The sequence below is a fragment of the Cytobacillus praedii genome, assembly GCF_001439605.1.
Classification (GTDB): Bacteria; Bacillota; Bacilli; order Bacillales; family Cytobacillaceae; genus Cytobacillus; species Cytobacillus praedii.
The window spans coordinates 91624-117704 of record NZ_LMBX01000017.1 but is presented as its reverse complement, the minus strand read 5'-3'; the positions used below and the strand labels follow the sequence as shown (position 1 = coordinate 117704).

The 26081-nt window shown below is 38.4% G+C and carries 31 protein-coding genes and 2 other annotated features (1 of these 33 running past the window's edge); of the genes, 26 read left to right on the top strand and 5 right to left on the bottom strand.

Going from position 1 to position 26081, the window contains the following annotated elements; genetic code table 11:
* Positions 1–25, top strand: a binding site (T-box leader) (it extends 223 nt beyond the left edge of the window).
* Positions 26–263: 238 nt separating this feature from the next.
* Positions 264–533 (top strand) — a binding site (T-box leader).
* A gap of 64 nt (positions 534–597) precedes the next feature.
* From trpE to trpA, 7 genes are read left to right on the top strand one after another with little or no spacing between them, the layout of a single operon-like run.
* The gene (gene trpE, locus ASU02_RS17655; RefSeq protein ID WP_408607286.1) at positions 598–1998 is read left to right on the top strand and encodes an anthranilate synthase component I; all 1401 of its coding nucleotides are present in this window, start codon (positions 598–600) and stop codon (positions 1996–1998) included.
* Positions 1982–2593: an anthranilate synthase component II gene (locus tag ASU02_RS17650; RefSeq protein ID WP_057766020.1), complete on the top strand. Its 612-nt coding sequence runs from the start codon at positions 1982–1984 to the stop codon at positions 2591–2593. Before trpE ends, ASU02_RS17650 begins: the two co-directional genes overlap by 17 nt.
* Positions 2565–3590 (top strand): anthranilate phosphoribosyltransferase, encoded by a 1026-nt coding sequence (trpD, locus tag ASU02_RS17645; RefSeq protein ID WP_057766017.1) that lies wholly within the window; start codon positions 2565–2567, stop codon positions 3588–3590. Before ASU02_RS17650 ends, trpD begins: the two co-directional genes overlap by 29 nt.
* Complete coding sequence (trpC, locus tag ASU02_RS17640) at positions 3591–4385, top strand: indole-3-glycerol phosphate synthase TrpC (protein ID WP_057766015.1); 795 nt, start codon at positions 3591–3593, stop codon at positions 4383–4385.
* A complete protein-coding gene (locus ASU02_RS17635; RefSeq protein ID WP_057766013.1) occupies positions 4382–5017 on the top strand; it encodes a phosphoribosylanthranilate isomerase in 636 nt (211 codons plus the stop codon). Before trpC ends, ASU02_RS17635 begins: the two co-directional genes overlap by 4 nt.
* The gene (gene trpB, locus ASU02_RS17630; protein WP_057766011.1) at positions 4992–6194 is read left to right on the top strand and encodes a tryptophan synthase subunit beta; all 1203 of its coding nucleotides are present in this window, start codon (positions 4992–4994) and stop codon (positions 6192–6194) included. The genes ASU02_RS17635 and trpB overlap by 26 nt, the downstream gene beginning before the upstream one ends.
* Positions 6191–6979: a tryptophan synthase subunit alpha gene (gene trpA / locus ASU02_RS17625; protein WP_057766009.1), complete on the top strand. Its 789-nt coding sequence runs from the start codon at positions 6191–6193 to the stop codon at positions 6977–6979. Before trpB ends, trpA begins: the two co-directional genes overlap by 4 nt.
* Positions 6980–7033: 54 nt before the next feature.
* On the opposite strand, the gene ASU02_RS26735 is transcribed toward trpA, so the two are convergent.
* Both ASU02_RS26735 and ASU02_RS17620 read right to left on the bottom strand, forming a co-directional pair.
* The gene (locus ASU02_RS26735) at positions 7034–7189 is read right to left on the bottom strand and encodes a hypothetical protein (RefSeq protein ID WP_165571582.1); all 156 of its coding nucleotides are present in this window, start codon (positions 7187–7189) and stop codon (positions 7034–7036) included.
* 137 nt (positions 7190–7326) lie between these two features.
* Positions 7327–7518 (bottom strand): hypothetical protein, encoded by a 192-nt coding sequence (locus tag ASU02_RS17620; protein WP_057766007.1) that lies wholly within the window; start codon positions 7516–7518, stop codon positions 7327–7329.
* Between the two features lie 296 nt (positions 7519–7814).
* Here ASU02_RS17620 and ASU02_RS17615 point away from each other — a divergent pair, with 296 nt between their 5' ends.
* Complete coding sequence (locus tag ASU02_RS17615; RefSeq protein ID WP_057766005.1) at positions 7815–8366, top strand: hypothetical protein; 552 nt, start codon at positions 7815–7817, stop codon at positions 8364–8366.
* 16 nt (positions 8367–8382) lie between these two features.
* Here the strand turns inward: ASU02_RS17615 and ASU02_RS17610 are convergent, their stop codons facing one another.
* Together ASU02_RS17610 and ASU02_RS17605 are read right to left on the bottom strand one after the other, a co-directional pair.
* Positions 8383–8589 (bottom strand): hypothetical protein, encoded by a 207-nt coding sequence (locus ASU02_RS17610; RefSeq protein ID WP_057766003.1) that lies wholly within the window; start codon positions 8587–8589, stop codon positions 8383–8385.
* Positions 8590–8636: 47 nt separating this feature from the next.
* Positions 8637–8966, bottom strand: a complete 330-nt coding sequence (locus tag ASU02_RS17605) for a hypothetical protein (protein ID WP_057766000.1) — start codon at positions 8964–8966, stop codon at positions 8637–8639.
* Between the two features lie 192 nt (positions 8967–9158).
* Here ASU02_RS17605 and ASU02_RS17600 point away from each other — a divergent pair, with 192 nt between their 5' ends.
* From ASU02_RS17600 to ASU02_RS17520, 18 genes are all read left to right on the top strand, one after another.
* Entirely contained in the window at positions 9159–10241 is a 1083-nt protein-coding gene (locus ASU02_RS17600) for a respiratory nitrate reductase subunit gamma (RefSeq protein WP_057765998.1), read from the top strand.
* Positions 10228–12405 (top strand): molybdopterin oxidoreductase family protein, encoded by a 2178-nt coding sequence (locus ASU02_RS17595; protein WP_057765996.1) that lies wholly within the window; start codon positions 10228–10230, stop codon positions 12403–12405. Before ASU02_RS17600 ends, ASU02_RS17595 begins: the two co-directional genes overlap by 14 nt.
* Positions 12406–12969, top strand: a complete 564-nt coding sequence (locus ASU02_RS17590; RefSeq protein WP_053476521.1) for a 4Fe-4S dicluster domain-containing protein — start codon at positions 12406–12408, stop codon at positions 12967–12969.
* A gap of 12 nt (positions 12970–12981) precedes the next feature.
* The gene (locus ASU02_RS17585) at positions 12982–13509 is read left to right on the top strand and encodes a Rieske (2Fe-2S) protein (RefSeq protein ID WP_057765994.1); all 528 of its coding nucleotides are present in this window, start codon (positions 12982–12984) and stop codon (positions 13507–13509) included.
* Complete coding sequence (locus tag ASU02_RS17580) at positions 13499–13690, top strand: hypothetical protein (RefSeq protein ID WP_053476519.1); 192 nt, start codon at positions 13499–13501, stop codon at positions 13688–13690. The genes ASU02_RS17585 and ASU02_RS17580 overlap by 11 nt, the downstream gene beginning before the upstream one ends.
* A gap of 5 nt (positions 13691–13695) precedes the next feature.
* Complete coding sequence (locus ASU02_RS17575) at positions 13696–14007, top strand: hypothetical protein (protein WP_057765992.1); 312 nt, start codon at positions 13696–13698, stop codon at positions 14005–14007.
* A complete protein-coding gene (locus tag ASU02_RS17570; protein ID WP_057765990.1) occupies positions 13994–14281 on the top strand; it encodes a hypothetical protein in 288 nt (95 codons plus the stop codon). The genes ASU02_RS17575 and ASU02_RS17570 overlap by 14 nt, the downstream gene beginning before the upstream one ends.
* Entirely contained in the window at positions 14274–15779 is a 1506-nt protein-coding gene (locus tag ASU02_RS17565) for a nitrate/nitrite transporter (RefSeq protein WP_057766056.1), read from the top strand. The genes ASU02_RS17570 and ASU02_RS17565 overlap by 8 nt, the downstream gene beginning before the upstream one ends.
* A gap of 15 nt (positions 15780–15794) precedes the next feature.
* Positions 15795–16445, top strand: coding sequence for a sensor histidine kinase (locus ASU02_RS17560; protein ID WP_057765988.1), 651 nt, complete (start codon positions 15795–15797; stop codon positions 16443–16445).
* Between the two features lie 88 nt (positions 16446–16533).
* Entirely contained in the window at positions 16534–17187 is a 654-nt protein-coding gene (locus ASU02_RS17555; RefSeq protein ID WP_057765986.1) for a response regulator, read from the top strand.
* A 15-nt stretch (positions 17188–17202) separates the two neighbouring features.
* Positions 17203–17640 (top strand): GAF domain-containing protein, encoded by a 438-nt coding sequence (locus ASU02_RS17550; RefSeq protein WP_232426283.1) that lies wholly within the window; start codon positions 17203–17205, stop codon positions 17638–17640.
* Between the two features lie 22 nt (positions 17641–17662).
* Complete coding sequence (locus tag ASU02_RS17545; protein WP_057765984.1) at positions 17663–19390, top strand: PAS domain S-box protein; 1728 nt, start codon at positions 17663–17665, stop codon at positions 19388–19390.
* A 288-nt stretch (positions 19391–19678) separates the two neighbouring features.
* Positions 19679–20434 carry a threonine/serine exporter family protein gene (locus ASU02_RS17540; RefSeq protein WP_095396734.1) on the top strand — a complete coding sequence of 252 codons (756 nt, stop codon included), beginning with the start codon at positions 19679–19681 and terminating at the stop codon, positions 20432–20434.
* Positions 20435–20457: 23 nt separating this feature from the next.
* Complete coding sequence (locus tag ASU02_RS17535) at positions 20458–20904, top strand: threonine/serine exporter family protein (RefSeq protein WP_057765982.1); 447 nt, start codon at positions 20458–20460, stop codon at positions 20902–20904.
* 77 nt (positions 20905–20981) lie between these two features.
* The gene (locus ASU02_RS17530; RefSeq protein ID WP_057765980.1) at positions 20982–22697 is read left to right on the top strand and encodes an ABC transporter ATP-binding protein; all 1716 of its coding nucleotides are present in this window, start codon (positions 20982–20984) and stop codon (positions 22695–22697) included.
* A gap of 141 nt (positions 22698–22838) precedes the next feature.
* Complete coding sequence (locus ASU02_RS27250; RefSeq protein ID WP_269745996.1) at positions 22839–22973, top strand: hypothetical protein; 135 nt, start codon at positions 22839–22841, stop codon at positions 22971–22973.
* A gap of 108 nt (positions 22974–23081) precedes the next feature.
* On the top strand, positions 23082–23501 hold the full coding sequence (locus ASU02_RS17525) for a hypothetical protein (protein ID WP_057765978.1): 420 nt from the start codon (positions 23082–23084) through the stop codon (positions 23499–23501).
* 364 nt (positions 23502–23865) lie between these two features.
* Positions 23866–24633 (top strand): MOSC domain-containing protein, encoded by a 768-nt coding sequence (locus ASU02_RS17520; RefSeq protein ID WP_242691192.1) that lies wholly within the window; start codon positions 23866–23868, stop codon positions 24631–24633.
* A gap of 514 nt (positions 24634–25147) precedes the next feature.
* Here ASU02_RS17520 and ASU02_RS17515 read toward each other — a convergent pair.
* Positions 25148–26080: a D-alanyl-D-alanine carboxypeptidase family protein gene (locus tag ASU02_RS17515; RefSeq protein WP_057765976.1), complete on the bottom strand. Its 933-nt coding sequence runs from the start codon at positions 26078–26080 to the stop codon at positions 25148–25150.
* Position 26081: the final 1 nt, after the last annotated feature.

Here is a 26081-nt window from a genome sequence, read left to right as displayed (position 1 = left end):
GCACCACGGGTTTCTCGTCCTTTTATGACGGGAAGCCTTTTTTGTCGTTTTGGAGTTATTTAACCGGACTGGGTGGTTAGCTTTGTGACAAATTGGCTGTGGTCACCTCCAGCTCTTATCCGCAATGTACAGATGTATGTTTTTGTGGACTCGAGGTCACAAGCTATAAAAGATAAAGGACACCTTTGTGGTAGAGATCGCCTTCTGCTTTCAGGACTGAACAAGTGTCGTACACTTTTGTTCTATTTTACAAAACTAAATAAATGAAATCGCTGAGTAAGAGTAGTACATTGATTCGAATCGTTTCAGAGAGCCGGGAGAGGTGTGAGCCGGTACGAGGAGACCAATTGGAATGGACTTACGAGAGGCTTCTTGAATAGGAGTATGGGAGCACGGAATTCTACCGTTAAATGGATAGGGTATCGATGGAAATGTTTTTGAATTGGCATTTTTAATCCGTACCTGATTGAGGGAGCAGCGTTTTTGCTCCGAACCTGAGGTGGCACCGCGAATAAGCAAAAATCGTCCTCTATACGCACAGATATTTTGTGTGTATAGAGGACTTTTTTTATTTTTTAAAAGGGTGGAGTGAAAATTTTGGAACCGAGAAAACCATTTTTATTAGAAGAATTAGAAGGAGATTTGTTTACACCGATTTTGATTTATCAAAGGTTAAGCGGAAAGAAAAAGTTTTTGTTGGAAAGCTCTTTAAAGCATGAAAATTCAGGTAGATACTCATTCATTGGCGCGGATCCAGTGATGGAGTTAAAGGGGATTGGTGATCGAACAATCATTCACTCTGCTAAAGGTGAGGAAACGATAGAAGATAAACCGTTAGAAGTCTTAAAAACACTGATGCCGGAAAATGGGATGTTGCACCATGATAGGTTTCCATTTTTCGGCGGTGCTGTAGGCTATGTGGGGTATGATGCGATTGCACAATATGAACAGATTGGACTCATCCCTGCTGATGAATTAGGTATTCCAGATGTGCATCTCCTGTTTTTTGAAGAAGTAGTCATATTTGATCATTATGAACAAAAGGTATTTCTTGCTGCCGCTCCGCTTTTAAAAGATACAGACATATCAAAGCTAAAACATCAGCTTGAAAGGATAAGAAAAGAAATTATTTATGGAACGGTTAACAATGATAGGGATCGGTCGTATTTATCAGCCTTTTCGCCTTGTATGAATAAAGAAGAATTTATTCAAAAGGTAGGAAAAGCAAAAGCGTACATTGAAAGAGGCGATATTTTTCAAGTGGTTCTTTCCCAGCGGCTTCAAGCAACAATAAAAGGCGATTCCTTCTCCTTCTATCGGAAATTGAGGGTGAAGAACCCATCTCCATATATGTATTATCTGGATTTCGGCTCTTACCAGATTGCCGGGGCGTCTCCAGAAAGCTTAATTAGAGTAAATCATGGCAAAGTAACAGCCAATCCTATCGCGGGGACGAGACCAAGGGGGAAAACAGATAAGGAGGATCAACAGTTGGAATTGGATTTACTAAGGGATGAGAAGGAGCTAGCCGAGCATCGAATGCTCTTGGATCTCGGAAGAAACGATCTTGGACGTGTTTGTGAATTTGGTTCGATTCAGATAGAGAAAAACATGAAGGTTGAACGATTTAAGCATGTCATGCACCTTGTATCTGAATTAAGCGGGAAATTAAATCACTCCTTGTCGGCTATAGATGCACTGATTTCATGCTTGCCAGCTGGAACTGTTTCTGGTGCACCGAAAATCAGAGCCATGGAAATTATCAATGAGCTGGAGGAAGTGAAAAGAGGACTTTATGCAGGAGCAGTTGGTTATTTGTCTGCTAACGGGAGTTTAGATTTTGCTTTAGCTATCCGAACGATGGTCATTAAAGATGGCAAAGCCTATATTCAAGCGGGAGCAGGAATTGTCTATGATTCCATCCCGGAAAAGGAGTACGAAGAAACACTTCATAAATTAAAGGTATTTTTGGAGGAACAAAATGATATTGCTGATTGATAATTATGATTCTTTTACGTATAACCTGTATCAGTATTTAGGCGAATTAAGGGAAGAGGTCCTAGTTGTCCGAAATGACAAAATAACACTAGAAGACATTATTAGATTGAATCCTGATGCAATTGTTCTATCTCCGGGACCTGGACGACCTGAACATGCTGGTATCTGTCTTGATATTATTAAGGCATTCTATCAAACTGTGCCTATTCTAGGCATTTGCCTTGGGCATCAAGCCATCGGGCATGCCTTTGGCGCAGCCATTGATCGAGCTAAGGAGATCAAGCATGGAAAAATATCAAAACTCAAGCATACAGGCTCATCTTTATTTCAATACATGCCACAGCCAATTGATGTCATGCGTTACCATTCTTTAGTTATTATATCGGGTACCTTGCCTGGAAGCATTAGAGTGCTTGCAAGATCAATGGAAGACAATGAGATTATGGCGATACAGCATGAGCAATATCCCCTTTTTGGATTGCAATTTCATCCGGAATCAATTGGAACTGCACTAGGGAAACAAATAATTAATAATTTTTTACATCACATTAGGAGGGAAAACCAGAATGAAGCACATTTTACAGCATTTATCTGAAGGGAAATCCTTATCCTTTGAACAAATAAATAGTGCCTCAGAGAGTCTCTTTTCAAAAGAGATAACCGATAGTGAGATAGCTGCATTTTTAATCGGTTTGAAAATGAAAGGAGAAACAGCAGAAGAAATTGCTGGCATTACAGCAGCATTAAGAGCAAGATCGCTGAAGTTCAGCAGGGAAATTCCGAATGTTATGGATAATTGCGGGACAGGAGGAGATGGAGTGAAGAGCTTTAATATTAGTACAACATCCGCCTTTGTCATTGCAGGTGCAGGTATACCTGTAGCCAAACATGGTAACAGAAGTATTTCCAGTAAAACAGGGAGTGCAGATGTATTAGAGCATATTGGTATTAATTTAACCGCCTCTCCAGAGAAGACAGAGGAAATTTTAGAAAAGGTGGGGATTGCCTTTTTATTCGCTCCACATGTTCATCCTCAATTAAGAAGAATCATGAAGGTACGGAATGACCTTCGCATTCCAACCATTTTTAATTTAATTGGCCCACTGACCAACCCAGTTGAATTAGAAGCACAGCTTCTTGGCATTTACAGGCGGGATATGGTTGTTCTGTTTGCAGAGGTATTAAAAAAACTTGGAAGAAAACGGGCGATTGTCATAAATGGAGCTGGTTATATGGATGAGGCTTCTCTTCAGGGAGAGAATTATTTAGCTATCGTTGAAAACGGAATGATAACAGAAAAAATCTTACATCCAGAAGAATTTGGTTTATCTATTTTCTCAAATGATTCAATCAGAGGAGGCGATGCAAAGGAAAATGCGCATATTCTTCTGCGAGTGTTAAGAGGAGAAAAAGGACCGTATAGGGAAACCGTTCTTCTTAATGCAGGCATTGGTATATTCACAGCTGGAAAGGCAAATTCAATTCAAAAGGGTATTAAGCTAGCAAAAGAAAGCATTGATTCCGGGAGTGCCCTTGATAAATTACAGGCGCTTATAACTGAAAGTCAAAAGAATCAAAGGAAGGTGATGTAAATGACTACTATTCTTGATTCGATTTTAGCAGAAAAAAGAAAGCAGATTGTGAAATTAAAAGAGGAAATAGCTGGAGTTCAGATGCCAGTCCAGCAAGTAAAAAGGTCATTTATTCAACAATTGCAAACAGAGGATCATCTTTCAATCATCGCTGAGTTCAAACGGGCTTCCCCATCAAAAGGGGATATTAATGTAAATATGAATTTGCAAGAACAAGTGCTTGATTATGTTCATTTTGGTGCAGACGCCGTTTCAATTTTAACGGATACTCCTTTCTTTAAGGGCAGTTTTTCGGATTTGTCCGAAGGAAGAAAGGCGGTGAAGGTACCGATTCTTTGCAAGGATTTCATCATCGATGAAGTGCAAATAATGAAGGCGAAATTGGCTGGAGCTGACTTGATTTTATTAATAGCAGCTGCACTAGAAGGATCAAGATTGAAAGAACTCTCTCATTTTGCAACGGAGCAGGGGCTCGAAGTATTAACAGAAGTTCATAATGAGGCAGAGATGGAAATGGCACTTATGTCAGATGCAAAATTGATTGGGGTAAACAATCGAGATTTGAAATCCTTTACCGTCGATTTATCTGTAACTGAAAGGCTTGGCCCTTCCATCAGAAAAGAGGGAGCTTTTCTAATCAGCGAGAGCGGGATTAAATCAGCGGAGGATGTAAAACGGGTGATTGCAGCAGGAGCAAATGGCGTACTTATTGGTGGAGCGTTTATGGAAGCAGATAACCTTGAAGAGTTATTTACAGGAATGAGACATGTATATTTAGGAGGGGCTGCAAAGTGAAGGTAAAGATATGCGGGATTACCGATCTTGATACTGCATTATCTGCAGTTGAAATGGGTGCGGATGCTCTTGGGTTCGTGTTTGCAGAAAGTAAAAGGAGGATCACCATTGATTGTGCGAAAGAAATTATTCGTGTACTTCCTAAAGATCTTTTGAAAATTGGTGTATTTGTCAATGAGCATAAAGAAATGATTGAGAAAGTTGTAATGGAAACGGGAATCAATGTGATCCAGCTTCATGGAGATGAGTCACCAAGTGATTGTGACAGCTTCGCAATGCCAGTCATAAAAGCATTGAGCATTGGATCATCACAAGATTTATTACAAGCGGATGAATACGGATGTGAGTATCTATTGCTTGATAGTCCGAAAGGCAAATACCGTGGCGGAAATGGCATCACTTTTGATTGGAGTATAGCGGCAGGACGAGGACTGAAAGGAAGGAATGTCATTTTGGCAGGTGGCCTAACAGCTGAAAATGTGGCAGAAGCCATTCAAATCGTACATCCTTATATGGTTGATGTCAGCAGCGGGGTTGAAGTAGAAGGGATGAAGGATAAAGGGAAGATCAAAAGATTTATTGATGAAGTAAAAGGGAGGAAGGAAAATGAAAGCATATTCATTGCCAGATGAACGAGGGCACTATGGCATGTATGGAGGCAAATTTGTTCCTGAGACATTAATGCAAGCGATTGTTGAATTGGAGGCTGCGTTTAAGAAAGCGATGGAAGATGACCAATTCAAAGGAGAATTACAAGTGCTTTTGAAAGATTATGTGGGACGTGAAACCCCGTTATATTTCGCAAAAAGACTAACAAAATATGCTAATGGGGCAAAAATATATTTAAAGCGCGAAGATTTAAATCATACAGGCGCACATAAAATTAATAATTCTCTAGGCCAGGCTCTTCTAGCTACAAGAATGGGGAAGAAAAAAGTCGTGGCGGAAACTGGAGCAGGTCAGCACGGAGTTGCCACGGCAACTGCATGTGCACTTCTAAATCTTGATTGCATTATTTTTATGGGGGCAGAGGATATAAGAAGACAGCAGTTAAATGTTTTTCGAATGGAGCTTTTAGGTGCAAAGGTGATCAGTGTTAATACAGGAAGTGCAACCTTAAAGGATGCTGTTAATGAAGCACTGCGCTACTGGGTTTCGAATGTAGAGGACACACACTATATTCTAGGGTCGGTTATGGGACCTCACCCATTCCCAATGATTGTCCGTGATTTTCAAAGTGTAATTGGGATGGAAACGAGACTTCAATATTTGGAAAAGGAAGGAAGCTTGCCTGAAGCAGTTGTCGCTTGTATTGGGGGAGGAAGCAATGCAATGGGGATGTTTTATCCATTTATAAATGACGAGAGTGTTCGACTGTATGGTGTAGAAGCTGCAGGCTTCGGGCTAGAAACGAACAAACATGCCGCATCTTTAACAAAAGGAAGTCCAGGCATCCTTCATGGGGCTTTTATGTATTTGCTGCAGGATCCTTATGGCCAAATTCAGGAAGCTCATTCCATTTCAGCAGGGCTTGATTATCCAGGGGTAGGACCAGAACATAGTTATTTAAAAGATATTGGCCGTGTTCAATATGAATCAATTACTGATAAAGAAGCATTGGACGCTTTAAAGCTTCTTAGTCAATTAGAAGGAATTATTCCAGCTTTGGAAAGTGCACATGCCGTTGCTTATGCATTTAAGCTTGCACAGACAATGAATGCAGATGAAGGACTTGTTGTTTGCTTATCTGGCAGAGGAGATAAAGATATGGCAACTGTTAGGGCAAATTTAGGGGGAGAGGAAAAATGAATCGTATTGAAAAGGTGATGCGAAGGATAAAAGAAAATAAAGAAAAAGCATTTATCCCGTATTTTATGGCAGGAGATGGAGGATTAGAAGCATTGCAGCAGCGAATAATATTTTTGGAAGAAACAGGAGCAACAGCTATTGAAATCGGGATCCCTTTTTCAGATCCAGTAGCTGATGGACCTGTTATTCAAGCGGCTGGTATTAGAGCGTTACAGGAAGGCACGACTTTAAAGGCAGTGATCCAAACAATTGCAGGGGTTCGTCCGATTGTTCATGTTCCACTAATTATTATGACCTATATGAATCCTATTATCGCCTATGGAATTGAGAAATTTATTGAAGACAGCTGTCATGCAGGCATTGATGGGCTAATTTTACCTGATTTACCAATCGAGGAAGAGACGATGGTTACTTCTTTAGCAGAAAAATTTGGGATTGAAATTATTAGGCTTGTTACGTTAACTAGTCCGCTTGAGCGTATTAGGGAGATCTCTTCGAAGGGAAAAGGGTTTATTTATGCGGTGACAATAAATGGAATAACAGGTGCAAGAAGTAGGTTTGATGAGGAGGCGGTGGAGCATTTGAAGAGAGTAAAAAGCGTCAGTACCCTGCCAGTATTTGCAGGGTTTGGCATCTCAACCCCTTCGCATGTTGAGGAAATGATTCATTATTGTGATGGCGTCATAGTTGGCAGTAAGATAGTAGAGTTTTTTAGTGAAAATAATTTGTCGGCCATCAAAGAGCTTATAAGAGCAGCAAAAATAAAAAGGACAATAAAGCAATGACAGATACTAGAAATAAGGGAAAATCCCCATTGTAAAAAACGGGGATTTTTTATGTTATTTCTTATTCACTTGTTTTCCGCTTTTTTTTTGACTTTGCGAAGAATCATTTCCAATCTGGAACTCTGAACCAAGTTCGAGATCATTGTGCTTATCTTGTTTTTCGATTTGACCCCTTGTCTGATCAGGATTAGAATGTCCTTGCTTATTCATAGTAAAACCTCCTCAAAATGATTACACTATTAATATGCACAATATTAGTTGAGTTAGTCAGATAATTGGTTTTTGAGATCGTAGGAGGAACTCCTAAATATATTGTTCAATAGCTTGGGGTTTCATGATAAAAAGACTTATTCTTGTTTGATCGATTTAGGGTAAATGACTTTTTTGAATTTTTTAGCAAGCTGCTTGGACAGTTTCGTTAAAGAAAGTTCTAAGTTTGAAGGACCAAACACCTTTCTGTTTACTATAAAATAAATCAACTCCTCTACGATAGCGATGATGAAAATTGGAACAACAAACAATAAGATCCAAAAAGTCATGTTTATCCCCTTCCTTCATATCCTTTCTTCATGTATATTCAAAAGAAACTATGATTTTACTTTTTAATACCCAATTCTATATAATTTTTGTATAATATTGGATATGAATAGTGGGACAGAATTTGTTATGATTTTGTCATAGAAGATTCATCCCTACTTCTCAAGTCCTAGAGAATAATAGTTCTCTAGATTCTTATGGCAATTGTTAGATTTTGATTTAATAAAAGCGTAAAGAACGATTGGGATTATGTTATCAGATGATTCCTTTTCGATAAGTGATTGCAGGAGGATGATTTATGGGAGAAAGGAAAGTGTATCTTCTGCTTACCGATACAGGGACATTATTTACTAGAATGATAAGGTTATATACGAGAGAAAGTCATAACCACGCATCCATTGGCTTTGATTGCGATTTAACTGAAGTATACAGCTTTGGCAGAAAAAGACCGAGAAATCCATTTATTGGCGGTTTTGTAAAGGAAGATATACGTTCGGAATTATTCCGAAATGCCACATGTGCAGTATATGTTTATTCGGTAACAGATATACAGTATGAAAATATGCTTCGTCTAATAAAGGAAATAGAAGAGAATAAACAAAACTATCGCTATAATTTACTAGGTTTATTTGCACTGGCGTTAAATAAACGAATTAAACGTAAGCATGCTTATTTTTGTTCTCATTTTGTTGCAACAATTTTAAAAGAGGGCAAGCTTCTTGAAACAAACAAACATCTTTGTATGATTACCCCTCAGGACTTAAAACATGCATCTTCTCAAAAACTAGTTTATCAAGGGGATCTCCAATCTTATTTTTCATTTCGAGAAAATCAATTAGAAGTAAACTGATTTTGCCATTATATTCTTATATAAATATAAAAAAAGAACCATCACTTATGTCATTATAGGGTGAATGGTTCCTTTGTTTTTTCTGATAAAGCAAATCTTTTTTTGTTTTTGTTTTTCTTGTCCGCATATCAGTAAATGCAAATGGACTTCGATTTTCTTCAGGATTTCTTTTTCCTTCGCGAGTTAACTTTTCACGAATTTTCTTCGCTTTTGATTTGGTCATTGAAAGACACTCCTTTTTGTACCTTACTGCATAATAAAAAATTACACCTAAGCTGGCGGGATAATATTTGTTACTAATAATACAAAGAAAATGAGTCCTATGGCAAGAAAAGTGACCGAAGCAAAGACTGCATAGTTAGGACTTAAAGTAAATTCCTCTCTTTTCATCATAATACCCGTCATTGCACTCGTTTGGCTGTCAATATGTCTTGTCATTGCTCCGCCGCTGCTCGAAAACCATATTGTAAATGCCGTAAATGCAATCCCAGTAAAAAACATTAATTCTATGAAGCGAACAGAGAACAATGATGCAAGAATAATAGTCAGTGCAACCTCTACGAACAATGTAAGGGTAAAGATCACAATGTTTTTCTTCATTTAATCGCCTCCCAATAATTAAGTTACGGATGAGGAGTTAAAAAGTTTCGAATTTTCAGCTGGATATTCAGTTTTATTAAGATTTTAATATCAGGGGATTTTCCCACTAAGATAGGGAAGTTCCCCGATACATGAATGTCTTACAAACTTCTAAAATGAAAGTAAGTTAAATGTATTGAGGGGGAATATGAAATGCAGGCAAAAGCTGCTGTGAACGAAAAGCCGGTCCATTCAATTAATAACGCATTTGCTTCAAAATTTGCAAAATCTATGTTTCTGGCTATCTGTGGACTTTTCGTCTTAACATTCATTGGTACAAGGATGTTCACGCATATCGATTTAAATTTATATGGCTATATGGTTGGAACCATTGTCTTTCTTGGTGGGTTCTTTTATCGATTTATTGCTTGGGGAGAAAGACCGCCGACAAAAATAATTATTAAAAAAGGCATCAAGCTGCTTTTTAGAAAATCAACACCAAAAACATCTGTAGAGCATTTAGCTACATATCGTTTCATCTGGAATAGGGGAATTTACCGATGGACTCAGCACGTATTGATTGGATGGGGATGCATCCTCGCTTGCTGTGTAACATTCCCGCTCGTATTTGGCTGGATGTACTTCACAATGGATGATAATGGAATGTACAATATTATTCTTTTCGGAATGCAAATCTTAACAGTTCCAGCTGATGGTATTATCGCTAACCTTTCCTATAATGCTCTGAATATTACTGCCGTCATGGTAATCGCTGGTGTGTGCATGGTACTTTACCGCCGTTTCAAGAATATGCAGGCAAGAGCAGAACAGAAATTCATGTACGATTTCTTGCCATTAGTTATGTTGATATTGGTAAGTGTGACAGGATTGCTTTTAACCTTTTTAAATATGTTTATGGATGGCCATGGACAGCCAGCCATGTCTTTAATCCATCAATGGACAGTTATTATTACTTTAATCTATCTTCCATTCGGAAAACTGGCACATATCCCGTTCCGTCCGTTAAGCGTATTTGCGAAAAATTATCGTGAATACTACGGGGAGCAATCAATGAAAAAATGTAAAGTATGTGAAACAGAATTTGTTTCTACTGAACAATCAAAAGATGTCGTCGAAGTGCTCGGCGTGAACGATATTCATTTTAAAACAGAGGAAGGCTACCATCTCGCAGAATTATGTCTTCCATGTCGCAGAAAATACCGGATTGCACAATTTTCCGGCTTCCCTACCCATGAGGTAAAAGTGAAGGAGGCAAACCAGAATGCAAAGGGATAAGTTTTTTAAAGAGATAGAGAATGTTAGACATCCGAATGAAACACTTGTAAAAACACATTGCAGCTATTGCGGCATGCAATGCGGCATGAATTTACGGGTAAATACGGTAACAAATAAAATTATCGGGGTTGAGCCTCGCTACGATTGGCCGGTGACAGTTGGAAAGATGTGTCCAAAAGGGGTTACAGCTTACCAGCAAACCAATCATGATGATCGAATCCTTAAACCGCTTATTCGTGATGATGCTTCATTAAAAGGCACGAAAGAAGGCTTCCGAGAAGCAAGCTGGGAAGAAGCATACGAATTAATCGCTAAGAAATTTACTGAACTGCAAAAACAATATGGGAAAGATACACTATCCGTATTCAGCGGTGTGTCAATGACAAATGAAAAATGCTACTTAACAGGAAAATTTGCACGTGTAGCTCTTGGAACACGTTATATCGATTATAATGGCCGCTTCTGTATGTCAAGTGCAGCCGGTGGCTTCCTCCGTTCATTTGGGGTCGATAGAGGTTCAACTTTGCCTTGGACGGATATTCATGAAACAGATTGCTTATTTATTGCAGGAAGCAACACAGCGGAATGCCATCCAACTTCAATGTTCCGTGTCTGGAATGTACAGGAAAGAGGCGGCTACATTATTGTTGCTGATCCTCGTGAAACACCCATTGCTAGAAGAGCAGACGTTCACCTTGATTTGAAACCGGGGACAGACCTTGCCCTTGCAAATGGGATTTTAAATCTATTAATACAAAATGGATATGCTGATGAAGAATTTGTTAATCAGCATACGAACGGATTTGAAGAAACGAAAGAACTTGTAAAAGAATTTACACCAGAGTATACGAGCGAATTAACAGGAGTGGCTCCTGAAAAAATTATCCGTGCAGCTGAGATTTATGGAAAAGCACCAAATGCAGTTGTTATGTTTGCTCGTGGAATCGAGCAGCAGCATAAAGGGGTAGATAATGTTTCAGGATATACAAATATGGCACTAGTTACAGGTAAAATTGGCCGTCCTAAATCAGGTGTTGCGACATTCACTGGTCAAGGAAATGGGCAAGGCGGCCGTGAACATGGTCAGAAGTCTGATTTACTCCCAGGCTACCGAAAAATTACGAACCCTGAACATGTAAGGGAAGTATGCCAAGTTTGGGGGATAACACCAGAGGAAATGCCAGAACCAGGGGTTTCTGCCTATGAAATGTTCGAATTAATGGAAGAAAAAACAATTAGAGGCTTATACCTATTATGCTCAAACCCAGCTGTATCTGCTCCAAACCTTAATTTTGTCAGAAAAGCATTAAAAGGCTTAGATTTTATGGTATGCGCTGACTTCTATCTTTCTGAATCAGCAGAATTTGCAGATGTTGTTCTTCCTTCAGTGACTTGGTCTGAGGATGAAGGGACAGTGACAAACCTTGAAGGCCGAATTATAAAAATTAACAAAGCACAAGAGCCGCTTGGCGAATCCAAGCCGGATTGGCAAATTCAAGTAGAGCTTGCAGAACGGTTAGGCAAAGGAAAATACTTCTCTCACTTAAAAACAGCAAAAGACGTAGCAGACGAATTCCGCTTGGCAAGTAAGGGCGGTTATGCTGATTACTATGGTGCGACATGGGATAAAATTGATAAGCAAGATGGTGTGTTCTGGCCGTGTAAGGATGAAAATGATCAAGGTACTCCGCATATGTTCCTAGACAAGAAATTCTATCATCCAGATGGAAAAGCAAAAATTTGTGCACTACCTTACCGTCCGCCAGCAGAGGAGCCAGATGAAAAGTATCCATTGCGCTTAACAACTGGACGTGTTGTTTACCATTACCTATCAGGAAACCAAACGAGAAGAATTCCATTCCTTCGCGATATGTGTCCAGAGCCATTTGTGGAAGTGCATCCAGAAACAGCTGCAAAATATAAGATGGATCATGAAGAAAGAGTCCGCCTATTTACACGAAGAGGCGAAGCTATTTACAAAGTTAAAATTACAGAAGCGATTCGTAAGGATACGGTCTTTGTTCCATATCACTTTGGTCATGAACAATCTATTAATCTATTAACAATAGCAGCATTGGATCCAATTTCAAGAATGCCAGAATATAAAGCATGTGCTGCACAGTTAGAAAAAGTAGAAAAAGCTGAAATGAAGAAGGTGCAATAAATGACTAAAAAAAGGCTGTATTTAGAACTAGAAAACTGTATCGGCTGCCGATCATGCCTTGCAGCATGTACACAATGCGGCGGACACGAAGAAAGAAACAGAAACTATGTTTATGATGTAAACCCTCTAGTTAACAGACAAACGATGCCTTTAATGTGCCTTCATTGTGTCAATCCGGCATGTGCGAGAAGCTGTCCGGCGCAAGCGATACAAATCCATGAAACAGGAGCTGTTCTATCTGCTTTAGTGGAAAAATGTATCGGCTGTCAAAACTGTACAATTGCTTGTCCTTATGGCATACCGAAATTTGATACAGAACAAAACTTAATGTATAAATGTGATTTATGTATTGACCGGACAAAGGATGGCATTCCGCCGATGTGTGCAAGTGTTTGTCCATCTAATACACTTCAATGGCTAACAGACGAAGAGATTGAAAACAAGAAGCAGCAATTTAATTTAGATAATGGCAAATGGGTAACAAGCCTGCCATACCTAGAAGGTGAAACAAACGTGAAAGTAAATCTCCCTGGTATTCTGCAGGGTGTAACTAAGCTATTTTAGGAGGGATTCGGAATGCCATCAGATAAAAATAATAAAATTCCCTTTAATGAAGATAATTATACACACAATATTGAACGGGATAATGAAAGAAAATTGGATAGACGCGGATTTATGAAAACATTGGCTGGGGCTGCGGGTGTCTTCGCTGTCTCCTCCCTTCCATGGGGAGCTGTTGCAGCAAAGGAATTAATGGGACTCGGAGAGAAAGAGTACCCGCATAAAAAAATTACGGATGTAAGTAAATTAGCGGTAGGAGATTCACTGGAATTTAAATTCCCTGGGGAGCATGATGATGCGATTATCATCAGATTAAATGAAAACAAATATGTAGCTTACCAGAATGCATGTACACATCTTCGCTGCCCAGTCTTTTGGGTGAAAGAACAAAACCAAATGGTTTGTCCTTGCCATCATGGATTCTTTGATGCAGAAACAGGTGCACCAACAGCGGGACCGCCAAGACGCCCGCTTCCTGAAATTCAAGTGAAAGTAGATAATGGCGCAATTTATGCAGTTAGGGTGAAACGTTATGAAGCGTAGTTATGTAGGAGTTGCTGTCCTTGCATTCATTTTGTTTCTAAACATTATTTTTACACAATATATGGTTCATCAATTCTTTTATGAAAATTATGTCAACACATTAATATTTTGCGGTTTAAATATCGTGTTGTTTCCAATCGCATTATTTGCTTATAAAAAGATGAAAAATGTAAAGGCGTGAGTCAAATGAACAGTGAAACATACCTTGATTTTTGTTTTATTAGAAAATCTTCCGGAAATTTTGCAGCCGAAGTAGATGAAATGTTGTCGAGGCTATTTAAGGGCGTCCGCTTAAATTGGTATTTAGACGAGAAAATTGAGGATGACATGGAAATTGTCGTAGCTGAAGTAAAAGGCATGAGCAAATGGCAATCAGAGGAAGAAACCATTGCCTATATTGAGGAACATGCAGAAGAGACATTTTGGGATACACTTCAAGGCTATAAAATGTTTATCTATCCGGCAAAGAGAGGGTGCGGTAGCTGTGGGACCCACTGAAATAGAAAAAATCGAGTCATTCATTTTCCATCGGGCTGAAGTTGCAATCTTAGACCAGCCCGGGGAAGATCAAGCACCTTTTGTGAAAAAAACGATAACAAAAACAGGGCTATGTCCTGATAAGACACATCTGCGCATTTATTTTGATGATAAATATTTCTTCGCTGTGCCGTTAAAAGCAGATGTGAGAATGAGCGAAAATGAATGGTCTGCATATGACCATGAAGCGGGATTAAATTATGTTATTAGAAGAGAGCGTGGACCAGATGCTTAGAAAAATACAGCTCCCATTACAAACATTAAATCTTATTGTCGGCTTTATGATTTGGGTGTTGATTTCTTCATTACTGCCATTTATTAAAGAAGACATTGCTATTCCTGATAACCAATTGGCACTTGTGACAGCCATTCCGGTTATTCTAGGGTCAATCTTACGTGTTCCGCTAGGGTATTATGCTAATCAATTTGGTGCAAGGAAAATTTTTCTCATCAGCTTTGTTCTGCTATTATTCCCAGTTTATTATATTAGTATTGCGAATTCTTTAGCAGATTTACTGGTTGGGGGATTATTTCTCGGAATTGGAGGAGCCGTTTTCTCTGTTGGTGTTACATCTCTGCCAAAGTATTATCCAAAGGAAAAACATGGGTTTGTGAATGGGATTTACGGTGCAGGGAATCTTGGTACAGCGATATCTGCATTTGCAGCACCAGTTGTTGCAACAAAATTTGGCTGGTCAACAACTGTACAGCTTTATCTGATTATTCTAGGCGTTTTTATTCTTGCTAACTTTCTTTTAGGGGATAAACAGGAAACAAAAGTAAAAACACCTCTTTTAGAACAAATTAAAGGTGTATATAAAAATGAAAAGCTATGGCTGTTAAGCTTGTTTTACTTTATCACATTTGGATCATTTGTTGCTTTCACGATCTATTTGCCAAACTTTCTTGTTGCAAATTTTGGACTAGAAAAAGTAGATGCAGGTTTTCGAACAGCTGGTTTTATTGTCATTGCTACACTCATGAGGCCAATTGGCGGGTGGCTGGCAGATCGTTTTCATTCACTGATTCTTCTGATGTTTGTTTTCGGTGTTTACACGGTTTCTGCAATGATCCTATCATTTGCACCTTCTATCGGCTGGTATACGTTCGGGTGTCTTACAATCGCACTTTGCGCTGGTATCGGCAACGGTGTAATCTTTAAGCTGGTGCCGATGTACTTTAGTAAACAGGCGGGAATTGTTAACGGGATTGTTTCTGCAATGGGTGGCTTGGGTGGATTCTTTCCGCCGCTAATTCTTACTTTGCTGTTCAATCTAACTGGGCATTATGCAATTGGCTTTATGGCTCTTTCTGAAGTAGCGCTTGCAAGCTTAATATTAGTTGTTTGGATGTATTTCCAAGGTAAAATGAGTCTGGCTAATGAGGTTTTAAATCATACAGCAGAAGGAATTATGATAACAGATACCAATGGGAAGATCATTTCTGTCAATCCAGCATTTACAAAGATTACAGGCTTTGAAGCTGCTGAGGCAATCGGTAAGAATCCGAATATCCTTAAATCGAATAAACAAGCAAAGAGTTTTTATGAAGATCTCTGGCATTCAATTGAAACCAATGGTTACTGGCAAGGTGAAATCTGGAATAGCCGCAAAGATGGAGAAGAATATCTTCAATGGCTGACGATTAGTGCGGTAAAGAACGATGCAGGTGAAGTGGTTCAATATGCAGGGATGTTTAGTGATATTTCAAATCTAAAAAAGAAAAAAGCATAAGGAGGGGTGTCAGACATGGAAAGGCAGCCAGATAAAAACGAAATTAGTTCCTATATCATACAATCCCAAGAAGAAGAGATTAAACGAATTGCACTTGAACTGCATGAAGGGGTCGGCCAAACATTATATAGTCTTTATACAGGGATGCAGTTTATTGGGAATGCAGTTGAACAGGATGAAATGAAGGGATATGTTAGTGATATGGCAGAATTGCTTGAAAAAACGATTCAAGAAATCAGGCTGCTGGCTGTCGAACTCCATCCTCCTACCCTTACGACATTAGGACTGCTTCCTGCTATGAAAAGTTATCTGAAGCTGTATACCTCTACATACGGGATAGAGGTAGAGCTGGAGACTTCCGGTAAAGAAGTTCCGTTAGAGGAAAGACAAAGAATTACTCTTTTTCGAGTATGTCAAGAAGCATTGGCAAATATTGCAAGATATGCGGACACAGTAAAGGCAGAAATGACTTTTACATGGCAATTCGATCATTTATCTATTATCATTAAAGATAAAGGCAGAGGGTTTGATAAGGATAAAGGATGGCATCAATCGACTGGCCTCGCAGCAATGAGGGAAAGAATGCATTTAATCGGGGGAGAATGGCATCTTTCAACAAAGATTGGCGAGGGGACAGTAGTCGAACTTTATCTTCCATTCATATAGAATAGACAAAAACAAGGGATTTGCGAAGCTGCAATCCCTTGTTACGTATTTTGCGCTTATCAATCGAACAAAGATAGGGGGAGCTGGTATGATCAAAATTCTGCTCTGTGATGACCATGCGGTTGTAAGAATGGGCTTGAAAATGCTTTTAAACAATCATTCAGACTTAGAAGTGATAGGGGAAGCTTCTGAAGGGAATGAAGGCATTCAAAAGTCACTCGAATTAAAGCCAAATGTCGTTGTCATGGACTTAAGCATGCCACATGGGAAAGATGGTCTTTCAGCAACAACCGAACTAAAAAAACTGTTGCCTGAAACGGCCATCCTTATTCTAACGATGCATGATGATGAGGAATATTTATTTAGGGCCATTCAAGCAGGGGCATCTGGATGTATTTTAAAAAGTGCTCCACATGATGAACTTCTTTCAGCAATCCGTTCTGTAGCTGCAGGTAATGCTTATTTACATCCATCAGCAACAAAAAGGTTAATGGAAGAGTACATTGGAAATGCAAAAAACGGGAATGTGGATACGTTTAATCTTCTTTCTGACCGGGAAAAAGAGGTACTGACTTTAATTGCCAAAGGATTTTCAAATAAGGAAATTGCTGAACAGCTAGTTATCAGTGTCAAAACGGTTGAAACACATAAAGGAAATTTGATGGAAAAGCTGCAAATGAAAACAAGGCCAGAACTCGTGGAGATTGCGTTGAAAAAGGGGTTATTAGGATATGGAATTTAAAGGGGGAGTTCAATCTTGAATCAATCATTTGAGATTGCTCATATGTGTGAATCCATATTATCTAAAATAGCCACTGATTTTGTCGGCCTTGCTTTACAGAATAGAGAAGGACCTGATGTTAGATGGCATTATGCGGCTGGGAATAGTAATGATAAATATAAGAAAATCACTGTTCGTTATGGAAAAGGGATTGCAGGGAAAGTGATTTCGACAGGGAGTCCCATTACGGTCAATAATTTTCCTGATAATATCTATGGAAAAGCACTTGAATATCCGATTATGCTTGCTGAAAAGCTTCTTTATGCCTATGCCGTCCCGATTTTTTATAAGGGTGCACCAAAAGGTGTGTTATTAGTGGGGCGACGTACGAATAAACCGATTAATGAAGGGGAACAAAATATTGTCAGGCAGGCTGCCCTTTCTTTGGAAGGGATGATAAGCGGCCTGTTTTAAACGGCAATCAGGAGGAACAAAAATGGATAGGGATAGTCAGATGCAAGTTAATAATAACAATACTCCAGCTTCTGAAGATGCGACTATTCTAGTGAATGAAAAGGGAATCATTTCAGATTCGAATCAACGGGCATGTTACATATTTGGCTATGAAAAGGATGAGATGATTGGGGAAAAGCTAAATCAGTTTATGCCTGAAATGAATCTTTTTACTGCTAAAGAAGGAATGATTATTCATCAGTATGGGAAACATCGAACCGGTTATGATTTTTCATTGTTTTATCGTATAAATGCTTTTTCACTTGGTAATGAAAATTACTACCTAATTATTTTTAATGGTGTAAAAGATCAATCAAGACTAAAATCACAGAATGCCTATCATTTAAATGAGCTCGTTGACTTAAAGTATGCCCTTGATGCTTCAACAATTGTTGCCTTTACTGACCAAAAGGGAATTATTACATATGTGAATGAAAAATTTTGTGAGGTATCGAGGTATTCAGCTGAGGAACTGATAGGGAAGGATCATCGTATTATAAATTCAGGTTATCATACAAAGGAATTTATGAAAGAGCTTTGGCGGACAATTGGAAATGGGGAAGTATGGCGTGGAGAAGTTAAGAATAAAGCAAAGGATGGTTCCTATTATTGGGTAGATACCACCATTGTTCCTTTTCTTAATGAAAAAGGCAAACCATTGAAATATCTTGCCATCCGTTATGAAATAACGGAGTATAAGCAAGTGGTGGAAGAGTTGAAGAAGTCAGTCAATGAATTGAGTGACCTTAAATTTGCACTTGATGCATCGTCTATTGTGGCTATTACTGATCAAAAAGGGACCATCCATTATGTTAATGACCAATTTTGCCGTATTTCTAAATATTCAAGAGAAGAATTAATGGGGAGAGATCACCGGATTATTAATTCAGGATATCACAATAAACAATTTTTCACAGATTTGTGGCGAACGATTGCGTCTGGCAGAGTTTGGAAAGGCGAAATAAAAAATCGTGCCAAAGATGGAACATTTTATTGGGTCGACACGACGATCGTTCCATTTCTGGATGATCATAATCGTCCCTACCAATATTTAGCTATTCGACACGAAATAACTAAGAGAAAAAAGGCGGAGGAAGAACTCCAATTAATGATGGCGAAAATCATAAATGTGCAGGAGGATGAGCGAAGGCGGCTTTCCCGTGAACTGCATGATGGGATTGGTCAAAACCTATATAGCCATCTAATAACAATCAATCGTTTGCAAACTGAACTGAATCACCCGTTATTAGATCAAATGCAGGATGAGGCAACTGAAATTATCGAAGAGCTTAGGGATCTTTCTTGGACATTAAGACCTTCCGTTCTTGATGATCTAGGATTAATTCCTGCCATCCGCTCCTACCTGGTCCGTTATTCTGATCACAGCCATATTAATGTCCATTTTGACTGCTATTTGAATACAAGACTTAGTGAAAATAAAGAAATCACCATTTATCGAATAATCCAGGAGGCACTGACGAATATCCGAAAATATGCGGATACGGAAGAAGCAACCGTGACGATCCGTGAGATGGAGGATGAAGTGAGAGTCATGATAGAGGATAATGGCAAGGGCTTTGATATTCATTCCGTTTCTCGTGGTGTCGGCCTTTTCAGTATGGAAGAAAGAGCTAAAGCTGTACAGGGAAATATTACAATCCAATCAGTAAAGGATAGTGGGACTAAGATTATTTTAGACGTTCCTCTTTAGGAGAAAGCTGCCAGCTTGGCAGCTTTTTTCTCTGCATGAATCATAAGGCTTTTGTCGAAAAATCGATATTTCCGATTTTTCGAAGATAAAACATCCACTTTCGTAGATATATTTTATATTATCGTAGATAAATTGCTTTTTTCGCAGATATAAATATATTTCGAAGATTTTTATATTGCAGAGAAGGGCAAAACTTTCTTAATTCCTCTTTAATTCATGAAACATTTCCTTTATTATGAAGAAATATAATTAATTGTGGTAATGTATGATTGTTTAGGAGGGAAAAGGGTGGAAAATAGATTTCCCCAAACATATGAAGTGATTGAATTATGTCTGCTTGCTGGAAAAATTATGCTGCAATGCGGAGCAGAAACGTATCGCGTAGAGGATACAATGTCAAGGATTGCTGCTTCATTCGGCATACCTCAATCACATAGCTATGTAACACCGACAGGGATAATTTTTTCTATTGATGGGACAGAGCCGGCAAAATTTATGCGAATATCAGAGCGAACAACTGATTTATATAAAGTAACGCTAGTTAACGGGGTTTCAAGGAAGTTAAGCAGCGGGGAGATGACGTTAGAACAGGCACTTATTCGATTGAAGGAAATACAAGATGCAGATTTTACTTTTCCAATCTATCAGCAAATCATTGCTGCATCCATTTCCAGTGGCTGTTTCTTAATGATGTTTCTGGGACAGTGGAGCGATTTTATTCCAGCCGTTATTGCGGGAGGACTAGGATTTGTTTGTTTCGTCTACATACATCAAATTTTAAAAGTTCGATTTTTCTCTGAATTTGTAGCTTCACTCGTTATTGGCTTAATCGCCTTTCTATTTGTAAAAATTGGTGTCGGAACACAGCTTGATAAAATAATTATTGGGTCTGTTATGCCGCTTGTCCCAGGTCTATTAATTACCAATGCGGTAAGGGATTTGATGGCGGGGCATTTAGTGTCAGGATTATCAAAAGGGGCAGATGCATTTTTAACTGCTTGTGCGATTGGTACTGGAATAGCAGTCGTCGTCGCCTTTTATTAGTGTAAAACGGAGGTATGCAGCAGATGATTGTACACTTAATTACAAGTTTTATTGCCTCTGCAGCGTTTGGTATTCTTTTTAATGCGCCTAAAAAGTCGTTACTTAAATGTGGATTTGTAGGTATGGCTGGCTGGTTTGTTTACATCTTTCTCGTAAATAAGGAATTCGATGCGGTTGTTGCGTCTTTGGTTGCCGCTTTTGTGATTGCGGTTATCAGTCAGATCTTTGCTAGAATGTATAAAACACCAATTATTATTTTCAGTGTCGCAGGGATTATTCCACTAGTTCCAGGAGGCTTAGCCTATGATGCGATGCGCCATTTTGTTGTCAATGATTATAATGGTGCTATTCAGCTAGCAGCAAAAGCATTTATGATTTCTGGGGCGATTGCCGTAGGACTTGTTATTTCAGAAGTCCTCTATCAGTTATTTATGAAGATAAAGTTTAAACAACCGAAAAAAGCTAATTAAGTCAATTAACTTGTATGTTTATCAGCCACACCATATAATCCAAGTGATTATATTTTGAGGACAAGGAGAAAAATGTTATGATTCGCCGATTTTTTTCGTATTATAAACCGCATAAAAAACTATTTACGATTGATTTTAGCAGTGCAGTTATTGTTGCGATTTTGGAACTTGCATTCCCGCTTGCTGTACAATGGTTTGTTGATGATTTATTGCCAAGCGGAAATTGGTCGAAGATTGTATCCGTTAGTGCTGGACTTTTAACACTATATTTAGTAAGCACATTTTTGCAATATATTGTAAACTACTGGGGGCATATGCTTGGCATCAATATTGAAACAGATATGAGACAGCAGCTGTTTCAGCATGTTCAGCGTCAATCCTTCCGTTTCTTTGATAATACAAAAACAGGTCATATAATGAGCCGTGTGACTAATGATCTTTTCGATATTGGGGAGCTTGCCCATCATGGACCAGAGGACTTATTTATTGCAATCATGACTTTTGTTGGGGCATTCTGGATTATGCTTACGATTAATGTAAAACTAGCATTGGTGACAATTATCATTACACCATTTCTTATTTGGCTCATTTCCTTCTGCAATATTCGTATGAATAAAGCGTGGAAGAAAATGTATGGTGAAATTGCTGATGTAAATGCTCGAGTAGAAGATAGTGTTTCAGGTGTACGTGTTGTTCAATCCTTTACAAACGAAGATTATGAGATTAGCCGATTCAGAACGAACAATCAGAGATTCCGATTAGCAAAGCTTTCTGCCTACAAAATTATGAGCTTTAGCTCGTCAGGAATTTATATGCTAACACGCTTAATGACGCTTATCGTGTTAGTATTTGGTGCCTGGTTAAGCTTTACTGGCCAGCTGACATATGGGGAGCTAGTTGGTTTCGTTCTTTATGTAAATGTACTTTTGAAACCAATTGATAAAATTAGCGCATTGCTAGAGCTATATCCAAAAGGGATGGCAGGGTTTAAACGTTTCCTTGAATTATTGGATTCAGAGCCAGAAGTAGAAGATGCAGAAGATGCCATAGAAGTGGCTTCCCTTCATGGAGATATTACGTTTAACAATGTTACTTTCAGTTATGATGAGCATAAACCAGTGCTGGAAGGGATCAATCTTCAGATAAATAAAGGGGAAACTGTCGCTTTTGTCGGTCCTTCTGGAGCCGGGAAAACTACCATTTGTTCTCTAATCCCCCGGTTTTATGATGTGAATAGTGGAAGTATAACAATCGACGGAATAGACGTAAGAGAACTGACTAAGAAATCATTGCGATCTCAAATTGGGATTGTACAGCAGGATGTTTTTCTCTTTACAGGAACGTTAAAAGAAAATATCGCCTACGGGATGCTTGGCGCAACAGATGAACAAATTGAAGAAGCTGCAAGAAGAGCCCACCTAGAAGATTTCATTGCGTCACTTCCGTTGGGCTATGAAACACAAATTGGAGAAAGAGGGCTGAAGCTTTCAGGTGGTCAGAAGCAGCGGATAGCGATTGCGCGAATGTTTTTAAAAAATCCTCCTATTCTTATACTTGACGAAGCAACTTCTGCTTTGGATACGGAAACAGAACAAATTATTCAACACGCCTTGACCGAACTGGCACAAGATCGAACAACACTTGTTATTGCACACCGTCTGGCAACGATTCGTAATGCTGATCGCATTGTTGTCGTAACAGAAGATGGAATTGCAGAAGAAGGGCGCCATGATGAGTTAATTGACCTTGGCGGCATTTTCGCAAATCTTCATAGAGTTCAATTTCAGAGATAAACATAGCGCACAAGCATAAGGCTTGTGCTTTTTTTTGCCTATTTTTTAGAATATAGGGTGATTCATTATGCATGTCCATCCCTCATACATACCATGGAACTGTAAGGGTCCCTTAAATATTTGTGAAAGGGGGGACTTTTAATGCTAGTTATCCTTATACTTCTAGTCATTTTGTTGTTTGCTTGGATTTTGGCAATGATCCTTGGCAGTGATAGTCATGCATCTGCTATTAGAAAAGCCATTCGTTCGTTAGTTGGACAAGCATCTGCAGCTTAATTAGAGGATACACTGGGGATATTTCTCCCAGTGTATTTATCTATAAGTGGGCTAGATTTTTACAGGTATAATTATACTTTTTTTCTGATTTGAAAGGAGAGTTTACCATTGGCAAGTAATAGTGAGGAAACAGAAAAGCGGGCATTAATGAATGATTCGGCTATGGACTTAATGGGGAGCCTTTTGAAAAATGAAGATTCTCTTAACTATACCTCTTTAATGAAAATGGCTAATAAATTACTGAAGGATGAAACATTAATGGAATTAGTCGGAGATATTGGATTGTCAACCTCTGAAAGCGATGAAGAACTCGATTCTTACCAAGGAGAGGATCAAGAGCTTTATCGTTTGCAAAAGCAAGTAGAGAATATGCATAAGGAGCTTGAAAAAACAAAACAAGAATTAGCGATATTAAAGAAGCAAGATACATCTATTATCAGCTTAGGCATGAAGGTCATTAAAGCAGCGAACCAAGATTTGAAGAAGGGTCTAAATATTCTCACGGGAGTAGAAAAACGATTGAAATAGAAAGCATTGCTTATATAGTAATGCTTTTTATCTGTCTGCTAAACTATTATTGAAGGAATCTTTACGATTGATGAGGAATAAAGATTATTGTGAAAAAGAATAAATGCTTTGTCATTTATTTTGTATGCGGGGTTAAGTGTTAATGCAATCTAATAAAGGTTCTATCAGATGTGAATCGCTTATGGATATATCACAAGATTAAAAGAGGACAAAAGGCAGCCATAATAATTTCAACACTCTGATCTTCATTGGGGATTACAAACCCAAAGGGGACAGTTAGATCTGAGGCGTACACGAAACAGGTAGTTATTAGAGACGTGAAGGAAGAAATGATGGCTAGAAGAGTTTGAGGTTGAAAGTTTAATTGCAGGGGATTTATGAGCTGCCCCTAGATCGTTGGGATTACCTGCCAATGGGCGAGGGAGATGAAGCCGGATTAGCTTTTCTCTATTTTTGGCTATCAGCAAACGATGAGGTTGAGCTTGTTAGAGGGCATGGGGATTATTTAAATTACAATATATATAAGTACTTTTGTATTATACGTAAAAAAAAGAAATGGAGACTTTTGATGAATTTAATTGATGAGAAATTGATAAGCGGAAAAGTAATAGCTGTAAGTTTGAGCAATACTCATACATTTAGTAAGGAGAATCGAAATAAAATCAAATTATTAAGTGGATACGGGGTGGAAGGAGATGCGCATTTTGGCAAAACCGTTAAGCATCGCTCAAGGGTTGCACAGAATCCAAATCAGCCAAATTTAAGACAAGTACATATCATTCAATCTGAATTATTTGATGAGTTAAAGGACCGTTTTGATATTAAACCTGGACAGCTAGGTGAAAATATTACTACTCGCGGGATCAACCTTTTGGAGCTGCCAACTGATACTATCCTGCAAGTAGGTGAAGAAGCTATCATTCAAATTACTGGTTTGCGTAATCCATGTCCGCAAATAGATCATTTTAAACCAGGTCTTCTGCAAGCAGTAATAGATAAGGATAGTGAGGGAAATCTTATTCGCAAGGCTGGAATCATGGGAATCGTTTTGAAAAGTGGTGAGGTAAGTCCGGATGATTCAATTCGTATTCAGCTGCCCTCTAAGCCATATCGGAAACTTGAGCGTGTTTGATTTGAAGGTGCAGTGAAAAGGGATTTAAAGCAATTATAAGAAATTATTTTGAAATTGAAGGGAGATGAATCTATATATTGATTCCTAATGTAGGGGAAAATACCAAGTAAGACACGGTTATTTCATTAGGCAGCTTGGGTTAAAAGAGTTCGGTATTGCACCCGACTTATTTAAAATTTGCCTTTATTCACTTTGTATTTTTGGTAGCGATGTATATTTCAAATTCTCTCATGTGGAGGAACTGAGATTTCATCATACAAAAGAACTTATCCATGGCAGTGATGTCGTAACCATTTCATTGCGAGACATACTTTGGATGATTCCCCTTGAGTCAAGTCTATAAAGACATTGCTTCATTTGAAAATGCCAGCTTTGATAAGAGAATTGCTTGTAATCTTCTACAGCAAATTAAACCAAAGAAAAACTGCACCTTCAATTGTTTCATGGTGTCAAGCAATTGAGGTGCAGTTCACTATTAGGAGGTTTTCATTATTTCAGAAATATCGTTTATCTTTTAAAATCGTATTTGTTTATATACTTCTATCGCATCTGTAATATTGTATTGTTCTGTTTGATGGTTTCCATTTGCACCAGCGGTAATTAGGAGATATTCTTGCCCATTTATTTCAGCGATACTCGCTAGACATAACCCAGCTTGTTCTGTGTAGCCGGTTTTTCCTCCAATAATCTCTTCACCCATTAAATTGGAGGAATTGAGATTTTTAAACATACTGCTCTTGAACGTGATCCCATCTGGATGAAGATTTGATGGTGCTGTGGAATACCTTTCTGCTGTAAAAATGGTGCGAAAGGTTTGATTTTTTAATGCATATTCCAGAAGCACTGAAATATCCTTCACACTTGAATAATGATTTCTGTGATGAAGACCTGTAGCGTTTGTAAAGTGAGTATCCTTCATACCAATCTGCTTTGCCTTTTCATTCATCAGCTCAACAAACGCTGTTTCTGACCCAGCAATCTCATTTGCCAGTCCTATAGATGCTTCTGCACCGGATGGAAGCATTGTTCCATAAAGTAGATCAATAGCAGCTACTTTTTCATTTGGTAGAAATCCTGCCATTGAAGCATTAGCATAGTAAAGGTCAGAAAACATGCTTGCTGGAAGTAAAATCCGCTTTTGTAAATCAGCAAGATTCTCAATAGCGACCAAGGTAGTCATAATTTTTGTAAGAGAGGCAGGGAAGATAATTTCTTCACTTTGTTTTTCCATCAAGATTTTTTCCTCATCCAAATTTATTAAAATCGCATTCTGACTATACAAATCATCAATTGTGCTATTACTTTCTGCAGGATATTCCTTTGTATAATTATTTAGCATGTCCTGTATCAGTCCATCAAACTTTTCATCAGGTATAAAAAAAATAGTTAGGACAATCAGAAAAATAATGATCCAAACAGTACTATATGTACGTTTATTTTTTCTCATA